Source organism: Pseudomonas sp. IPO3778 (assembly GCF_013386825.1).
In the GTDB taxonomy this organism is placed as follows: domain Bacteria; phylum Pseudomonadota; class Gammaproteobacteria; order Pseudomonadales; family Pseudomonadaceae; genus Aquipseudomonas.
In genome coordinates this window covers 1-9,029 of the sequence record NZ_JACARC010000100.1, presented here as the reverse complement: position 1 = coordinate 9,029, position 9,029 = coordinate 1, and the positions used below count along the sequence as shown (strand labels likewise).

Annotated in this window: 3 protein-coding genes; 2 read left to right on the top strand and 1 reads right to left on the bottom strand. The window is 63.8% G+C overall.

The genetic code is table 11. The annotated features are described in order from the left end of the window. Positions 1-29: 29 nt before the first annotated feature. Positions 30-6,311: a non-ribosomal peptide synthetase gene (locus HX855_RS32035; protein ID WP_177090945.1), complete on the bottom strand. Its 6,282-nt coding sequence runs from the start codon at positions 6,309-6,311 to the stop codon at positions 30-32. 485 nt (positions 6,312-6,796) lie between these two features. Here HX855_RS32035 and HX855_RS32030 point away from each other — a divergent pair, with 485 nt between their 5' ends. Together HX855_RS32030 and HX855_RS32025 are read left to right on the top strand one after the other, a co-directional pair. Next, positions 6,797-7,591: a helix-turn-helix transcriptional regulator gene (locus HX855_RS32030; protein ID WP_177090947.1), complete on the top strand. Its 795-nt coding sequence runs from the start codon at positions 6,797-6,799 to the stop codon at positions 7,589-7,591. After that, a partial coding sequence (locus HX855_RS32025) for an efflux transporter outer membrane subunit (protein ID WP_256736856.1) occupies positions 7,591-9,029 on the top strand: 1,439 nt, incomplete at its 3' end. The genes HX855_RS32030 and HX855_RS32025, both read left to right, overlap by 1 nt.

Sequence of the window (9,029 nt, the reverse complement as noted above, 5' to 3'; positions counted from 1 at the left end):
AGCAACGGATATGTACACGGTAAAAAAACTCAAATCCGCCGCCGCCGCCCAAGCTGCGGAATCCCCACAGAAGGCACCACCTCCACCCGCTCCACCCTCCTACCAACCACCCCAGCCAACCCCGCCACCGTCGGCTGACTGAACAACGACCGGGCATCCACCTCCAACCCCGCCTTGCGCAGCCGCGCCACCACCCCCACGGCCAACAACGAATGCCCCCCCAACTCAAAAAAATGATCCTGACGCCCTACCCGATCCAACTTCAGCACCTGCGCCCAAACCCCGGCAATCACCGTCTCCACTTCCCCCCGAGGCGGTTCATAGGCACGACTCAAAACAGCCTCCACCCCAGGCTCGGGCAACCCCTTGCGGTCCAGCTTCCCCGCCGGATTAAGCGGCCACGCCTCCATCCGCACAAACGCCGAAGGCACCATGTACTCGGGCAACCCCTCCACCATGTAAACACGCAAGTCTTCAAGACTCGGCACAACCTCACGCACCGTGAAATACGCCACCAACCGCTCATCCCGAATCAACACCGCCACCTCCCGCAACCCAGGATGCGCCGCCAACCGCGCCTCAACCTCCCCCAGCTCCAGCCGCACCCCACGCAGCTTCACCTGAAAGTCATTACGCCCCAAAAACTCCAGAGTCCCGTCCGGCAAATACCGCACCAGATCCCCGGTGCGATACAACCGATCCCCCCTCACAAACGGGCTGTCGATAAACCGCTCCGCCGTCATCGGCGCCAACCCCAGATACCCGCGAGCCACACCCACACCACCGATATGCAACTGCCCACTGCACCCCAGCGGCACCGGCCGGTCGTACGCGTCCAGCACATACAGCCGGGTATTGCTGATGGCCCGCCCAATCGGCAACTGCACCGCAGGCACCGGCGCGCCCGGTTCCAGGGTCCAGGCGCTGCTGTCCACCGTGGCCTCGGTCGGCCCGTAGACGTTGTGCAAGCGCACCTTGGGCAACCGCGCCTGAACCCCACGGGCCAAGGCTTCGGTCAGCTCCCCGCCACCGCATAAAACGTCGGTCAGGCTGGTGCAAAGCACAGACTCATCCAGCTCCAGAAATTGCTGCAACATCGCCGGCACAAACTTGATCACGCTGATCTGTTGCTCACGAATCACCTGCGCCAGGTACGCCGGCTCCCGATGGCCATCGGGCCGCGCCAGGACCAGGCGCATGCCATGGGTCAGCGGCCAGAACAGCTCCCACACCGAACCGTCAAAGCTGAACGGCGCCCGCTGCAACAACGCGCCACCCTCGGCGTTCGGGCACAGCTGAGAGCCCCAGTGCATGAGGTTACCCAGGCCACGATGCTCGATCATCACGCCCTTGGGCGTGCCCGTGGAACCGGAGGTGTACATCACGTAGGCCAGGTTGCCGACGCTCAGCCCGGGCACCAACGGATTACCTTCGGGCGCCTGGTGCCAGGCGCAGTGGTCGAAGTCGATCACCGGTATCGACACCTCCCCGGGCAAGTCCCGGGTCGCGCCCTGCACCAGCAACGCCACCGGCGCGCTGTCTTGCAGCATGTAGGCGAGGCGCTCGCGGGGATAGCCCGGGTCCAGCGGCACGTAAGCGCCGCCCGCCTTGAGGATGGCCAGCAAGCCCACCACCAGGTCCAGCCCGCGCTCGACGCACAGCGCCACTCGCGAGTCCGGCTGCACCCCACGCTCGCGCAGGTGATAGGCCAGGCGGTTGGCCCGTTCGTTGAGCTCACGGTAGGTCAGCTGTTGCTCGCCGGCCTGCACCGCCACCGCGTGGGGCGTGTGCCGGGCATGGGCTTCGAACAGGGCGTGGACGGTCAGGTCCACGGGGTAATCGGTGTCGGTGGCGTTGAAATCCACCATCTGTTGTTGCAGTTCGGTGGCAGGCAGCACCTCTATAGCGAACAGCGGCACTTCGGGTGTCTCGGTCAACCCCGTCAGCACGGTGCTCAGGTAATCCAGCAGGCGCTGGGCACCGACCTTGCGGGGCGCCTTGGCCTTGAGCCGGAAACCGCTGGCCAGGTCGTCCACCGACAGCATCAGCGGGTAGCTGAGGATGTCTTCGCTGCTCAGCAGTTCGATGCCGGGCTGCAACGCCTGCAACGCTTCGGCCGAGGCATGCCGGTAATTCAGCAGGCTGTTGAACAGCGGTGTGACGCCGCTGCAACGCTGGGCCAAGGCCAGCGATGCCTGTTCATGGGCGAGCAAGGCGCTGAGTTGTTGCTGCGTTTCCCTGATTGCCTCGCGCACCGTCAACCCGGCCAGCCGCACCCGCAGCGGCAAGGTGTTAATGAACATGCCCAGGGCACGGTCAGCGCCCTCGCCTGCCTGCAAACGCCCCAGCAATACGGTGCCGAACACCACATCGTCACGGCCCGAGACGCGACTCAGGACCTGGGCCCATGCCAGGTGAAACAGGCTCGCCGCACTCACGCCCAAGGTGCGGGCCTGTTCACGCAGGCGCTGACCGAGGGCGTCGGGAAGCAGCACGTGGGCTTCTTCGGTCTCGTGGCGATCCGCCTGGCGCGCCTGCAAACCGAAGGCCAGCGTCGGCTCGTCCACGTCCGCAAGCCGCTCGCGAAAGAACGCTTCATGCCCGGCCTGGCGTGCCGGTGAACGGGTCTGGGCGACCACATTGCGGTAAGGCACCGGCTCCGGCAGTTGCCGTTGCAGCCCTTGAAGATGCGCCTGGATTTCCGCCATCAGCACCTGGGTCGACGTGGCGTCATTCACCAGATGATGGAAACGCAGCATGCCCACCCAACGCCGGTTCTGCGAGTCTTCGGCATAATCCAGGGCCATCAGCGGAGCCTTGCGCAAATCCAGCGGGCACTGACGCTCGCGCAGTTTCTCGACAATGGAGTCACCCTCCAGGCTTATCGGCTGCACCTCCAGCCGCGCCTCGCGCCACACCACTTGCATCGGTTGCTCAATGGCATCCCATGCCAGGCTGGTGCGCAGGATGTCATGGCGGTCGATCACCTGTTGCAGCGCCTCGGCGAAGGCATCCAGTTGGTCACGGCGGGCAAAGCTGAACATGGCGTGTTGCTGGTACGGATCGCGCTCGTCGGTGATGTGGTGATAGAGCAGGCCCTCTTGCAACGGCGCCAGCGGATAGATCTCCTGCACATTGGCGGCGCCGCCGGGGATGGCGGCGACGATGCGTTCGATCGTCGCCGGGTCCAGTTCGGCCAGCGTCAGCAGGTCCGGCGTAATCTGCGTGCAGCCCATCGGCACACGGTTGGCCAGTACATCAAGCTCGGTACCCTGGCCGACCGCTGCCGCCAGCGCCGCCAATGTCGGCCGGCCAAACAGCACCTGCACATCGGCCTGCAAGCCGGCCTGGCGCATGCGTTGCACCAGCTGGACCGCCAACAAGGAATGGCCGCCCAGCTCGAAGAAGTGATCATGGCGCCCCACTTGCTCGACGTGCAGCACCTCGGCCCAGATCTGCGCCAAGGTGGCTTCCGTGGGGCCTTGGGGGGCTTCGTAGGTTCGGCTGATAAACGCATCGGCACCGGGTGCCGGCAACGCCTTGCGGTCGAGTTTGCCGTTGGCGGTCAGGGGCAATGCGTCCAGCTTGACGTAGGCCAGCGGCACCATGTAATCCGGCAAGCGCGATTGCAGGTGGGCGCGCAGCAGGTCGATGGCCACCGGCGTGTGCTCGGTGAACCAGGCCAGCAGTTGCCCTTCGCGCACCTGGGCCACGGCTTCCGTGACGCCCTGATAAGCGGCCAGGGCGGATTCGATTTCACCCAGCTCGATGCGCACGCCACGGATTTTTACCTGGTCGTCGTTGCGGCCCAGGTACTCGATATTCCCGTCCGGCAGCCAGCGCGCCAGGTCGCCGGTGCGGTACATACGGCCCGGGTTGAACGGGTCATCCAGGAAGCGCTCGGCGGTCATTTGCGGGCGGTTCAAATAGCCGCGCGCCACGCCTTTGCCGCCGACGTACAACTCGCCCGGGATGCCGATGGGCACCGGCCGCTGCTGTTCATCCAGCAGGTAGACCGTGGCATTGGCGATGGGCTTGCCGATGTGCAGCGGCTGCCCCACCTCAACCCCACCAGAGGTGGCGACCACAGTGGCTTCAGTGGGGCCGTAGTTGTTGATCACCGCAAAACGGCGGGCGTTGTTGAACTGGCGCAGACGGTCGCCGCCAATCAGCAGCGTGTGCAAGGTTGGGTGCTCGACAGGCTGGCTGAACGCATACTCGGCCACCGGCGTGGGCAGGAAGCACACGTCCAGCGGCTGGGCGCGCCACCAGTCCAGCAGCGCGTCGATGTCTTCAGCGCCGTCGTGGGCCGGCGGCAGGTGCAGGGTCGCGCCCACGCACAGGGCCGGCCAGACTTCCCAGGCCATCGCATCAAAGCCGAAACCGGCAACGCTGGCGGTGTGGCTGCCCGAGTGCAGGTCGAAAGCCTGGCAATGCCAGTCCACCAGATTGGCCACGGTGTGGTGTTCCACCATTACGCCTTTGGGCAGGCCGGTGGAGCCGGAGGTGTAGATCACATAGGCCAGATTGGTCGGTCTCACTGCCACGCCGGGGTTGCTCGCCACCGGCGCGGTGGCCTGGTCCAGGTTGATCACCGGCACCGTCAATACCGGCAAGCGCTCCAGCAAATCCGTCTGCGTCAGCACCGCCACCGGCGCGCTGTCGTGGAGCAGATAATTCAGGCGCTCGGCGGGATGAGCCGGGTCTACCGGTACATAGCAGGCACCGGACTTGAGAATCCCCAGCAACCCCACCAGCGTCTCCAGGCCACGCCGGGCGACAATCGCGACGCGGTCATCAGGCCTTACCCCCAGCGCCAACAGCTGATGGGCCAGGGCATTGGCCCGTTGATTCAACTCGACATAGGTCAGTGGCTGGCCCTGATACACCGCGGCCACCGCTCCCGGGGTCAACCCGGCCTGGGCTTCGATGCGCCCGTGCAGGGTGCGCCCCGCCGGATACGCCTGGGCAGTGGCGTTCCAGCGTTGCAACTGCGCGGTTTCCTCAGGCGTCACCAGGGAGAAATCCGCCAGGGCCAGCGCTGTATTTTCCAGCCCCTGCTCCAGCACATACACCAGGCGTTCGGCCAGGGCCTGCACCTCGTGTTCCTGGAAATACGCCTCGTTGTAGACGCAGTGCAGGCACGCCGTGTCGTGGTAACGATTGCTGCGCAAATGAATCGCCAGCGGCAATGGCTCATGGTGGTTGGAGACTTTGATCGCCCGGGCCGATGCCTGGCCGTAGCGAAACTCGTGGTCGTCCTGTTCATAGGACACCGACAGGTCGAACAACTGGCCACGGTCGGCGCGCAGCAAACCCAGCTCGCGATTCATGTCGCTCAGCGGGAAGCGCTGATGCCGGAAATCCTGCTTGAGCTGGTCCCGCACACCACGCACCAGCGCACTGAAAGGCATGTCTTCGCTGAACTGCAAACGCACCGCGCTGACTTGGGTAAACAGCCCCAGGGTCGAACGAAAGCGCGCATTGGAACGGTTGAGAATCGGCAGGCCCACCACCCATTCCTGGCGCTGGCCGGTGCGGCTGAAGTACAGGTACATCGCGGCCAATAACACGTGGAACGCCGACGCCTGGTAACGGCTCGCCACGCGCGCCATGCGGTTGAGCAGCGCCGCCGGAAATGGCGCCACCAGGGTGTTGCTCGGCGCCTGGCCCTTGGCATGGTAACGGGGCGTCAGCAGCGGCTCGGGCAACGCCTGGTATTTGTCCAGCCAGTAGCGGCGGTCCCGGGCATAACGGGCCGACTCGCGGTAGCGTTCATCGCTGTCGATGAAGTCGATATAGGACGGCGCCGACAGTTCCGGTTGCCGGCCCTGCTCCAGGGCGCTGTAGAGGCCGGCCAGGGATTGCAGCATCTGGCCAAAGCCCCAGCCGTCGAGAATCAGGTGGTGGGCCTGGGTGCCGAGGCGGTAATGCCGGTCATCGAGCTTGACCAGGAAGAAGCGGAACAACGGCTCGTCCACCAGCCCGTAGGCGCGGCCCATTTGCTCCTGCAGCAAGGCCTCGGCCGCCGCCTCGGGATCGGGCCGCCGGGAGAAGTCATGTTGCGGCACCGAGACCGTCATCGCCCCGGCAAACGCCTGCAGTGGCAAGCCATCGGCGCCTACCTGCAACACCGTGCGCAAGGCGTCGTGCTTGGCCACCAATTGCTCGATGGCGCGCTGGATCCATTCGGGGTTCACCGGGCCTTCGAGGTCGACATAGCCGCCGATGTTGTACAGCGGCGAGTCACCGAGGCGAATTTGGTCCAGCCAGATATCCCGCTGGGCGGCGGTCAGGGGGAAAAACGTCATAAGATCCTTCTCATGTGAGGTGTCGATAGGCGCGCAACGCCCCATCGAGGCGAAATCAACGGGATTTAAGCATCGCCCCCCTGCCCCGTATGTCACCCGAAACCCGGACAGCCGGGTACCGTGCCGGGGTTGGCTGATGGTTCAGTGCTGAAACGATTAAATGGATGTAGGAGATTGGCTATATCTGGCCGATGCCCAGCGGCCGTTCATGTCTTTAAAAAACAATATTATTGATATATATCAACTAGTTAATAAACTCTAAACATCTCTAATCCTACAAGTACTGCGAATAAATCTGTCAGAAATGACGAAATATTGGCGCGGTATTTATGGCAGGTTGTGTCCCTCGTTTCCGCTACAGACGTAGGACAAATCCCCGTGGCTAAATGAAGCCTCGAGCACCGACCCAGGTTCAAGGAGAACGGGAGGCCTGCGCAAACACGGGGCAACCGTCGACGGTTTTCGACATCAAGGATGAGATGGCTATGAGTCTGACCCGCAGCATTCGGAATATGGAAAGTCCGCATTTTTACCTCGAGCTGGGAGAGTTGGTTTCCAGCACAGGCACTGAACACTTTGCGGCGAATATGCTGCAACTGGTCGACAAGCGGGTCCCGGTGCACCTGGTGGACCTCAGTGAGTGGGCCCTCGACGAGCACCAGGCCTGCGTGCTCGACATCAAGTTACTCGGCAGCGCCGGGTTGAAGCAGGACTTGCCGCCACCGCGCACCCTGCACCACCGCGACGATCATCCGCTGCTGAAAAAAATGCTCGGCATGAACGACCCGCTGTTGATCCAGATGAATGCCAGGGCCGACAGCACCCACACCCGTGGCACCTCCCACCAGTGCAACCTGGTCTCGCGCCAGGCCAATCGGCGCTGCGTGATTTCGTTCTACCGCCCCCACACCCAACGCGCCTTTTCCCTGGCCGAGCTGTCGTTTCTCAAGAGCCTGTCGGAAACCTTGCTGCCCTTGATCGAGCGCCACGCGCAGCTCAATCGACAGGCGCCGCGGGTGGCACCCGAGCCCTCCCACACCCTGCTGGAGCAGTCGCAATTGCAGCGCGAATTCTACAAACGCCTGTCACTCAGTGACATCACCTTATCGGCGCGGGAACAGGAGGTGTGCCTGGGGTTGTTGACCGGCGGCACCGTGCCGCAAATGGCCGAGAAACTCAGCGTAAAAAACAGCTCGATTGAAACCTACCTCAAGCGCGCAGCGGCGAAACTGGGGGTCAGCGGCCGGCATGGCCTGGCCAAATGGATGGTTGGCGCGTGATGAAAAAACTGATGCTCGGCGTGGTGTGTGTGCTTGGCGGGTGTTCGCTGATCCCGGATTATCAGCGGCCCGAGGCGCCAACGCCGGCGCAGTATCCGGTGTACAACGCAGACCGGGTCGGCCCATCGGCTGAAGCCCCCGACTGGCAACAGCTGTTCCGGGACCCGGCGATGCGGCAGTTGATTGGCCAGGCCCTGGTGAACAACCGTGACCTGCGGGTGGCGGCGCTGAACGTCGAAGCGTTCCAGGCACAGTACCGCCTCCAGCGCGCCGACCTGTTCCCGGCGGTGTCTGCCACGGGTGCCGAAAACCGGCAAAAAGTCCCGCGGCGTGTTACCGGTACCGGCCAGTCGGCGATCACTTCCACCTATTCGGCGACGCTGGGTATCAGTGCCTACGAGCTGGATTTTTTCGGTCGGGTGCGTAGCCTCAGTGAACAGGCGATGCTGCAATACCTGGCCACCGAAGAGGCGCGGCGCAGTGCGCAACTGAGCCTGGTGGCCAACGTCGCCAACGCCTACCTGACCTGGCGCGCCGACCAGGAACTGCTGGCCCTGGCCCGGCAGACGCTGGCCTCGGACGAGCATAGCCTGCGCCTGACCTTCCGCAGCAAGACCGCCGGCAAGGCGACGTCGATCGATGTGATCCAGGCCCAGACCAGCGTCGAGAGTACCCGGGCAAGCATCGCCCGTTACCAGCGCCAGGTCGCCCAGGACCTTAACAGCCTGGCGTTGCTGGTGGGTGGGCCGGTGCCGGATTCGCTGCCGGCGCGCCCGCTGTCCGACGACCTGGTGGCCCGGGTGCCGGCCGGGTTGCCGTCGGACCTGCTGCAACGGCGGCCGGATATTGTCCAGGCGGAGTATCAGCTTCAGGCAGCCAACGCGAACATTGGCGCGGCGCGGGCGGCGTTTTTTCCTTCGGTCACGCTGACGGCCAATGCGGGTAGCACCAGTAAGGACCTGTCGGGGTTGTTCCAGGGGGGCTCGGGGAGTTGGGCGTTTCAGCCGCAGATCAATCTGCCGATCTTCAATGCGGGGAGCCTGCGGGCCAGTCTGGATTACGCGAAGATTCAGAAGAACATCTTTGTTGCGCAGTATGAGAAGTCGATTCAGACGGCGTTTCAGGAGGTCTCGAATGGGTTGGCGGCGCGGCAGACGTATAACGATCAACTGGTGGCGCAGCGGGATTTTGTTCGGGCCAACCAGACGTATTACGACCTGGCGCAGCACCGGTATCGCAGTGGGGTGGACAGTAATCTGGTGTTTCTGGATGCGCAGCGATCGTTGTTCAATTCGCAGCAGGCGTTGATTGTTGACCGGCTGGCGCAGTTGGTGGCGGAGGTGAATTTGTATACGGCGTTGGGTGGGGGGTGGCATGTGGAGGCTGATGGGGCGGGGGGCATATCCGTTGCTGCGGTAACGGCCGCTTATGGTTCCGC

What these genes read in the sequence shown, in the direction of transcription:
- HX855_RS32035 (WP_177090945.1), bottom strand. Translation starts at nt 6,311, where the DNA reads ATGACGTTTTTCCCCCTGACCGCCGCCCAGCGGGATATCTGGCTGGAC.
- HX855_RS32030 (WP_177090947.1), top strand. Translation starts at nt 6,797, where the DNA reads ATGAGTCTGACCCGCAGCATTCGGAATATGGAAAGTCCGCATTTTTAC.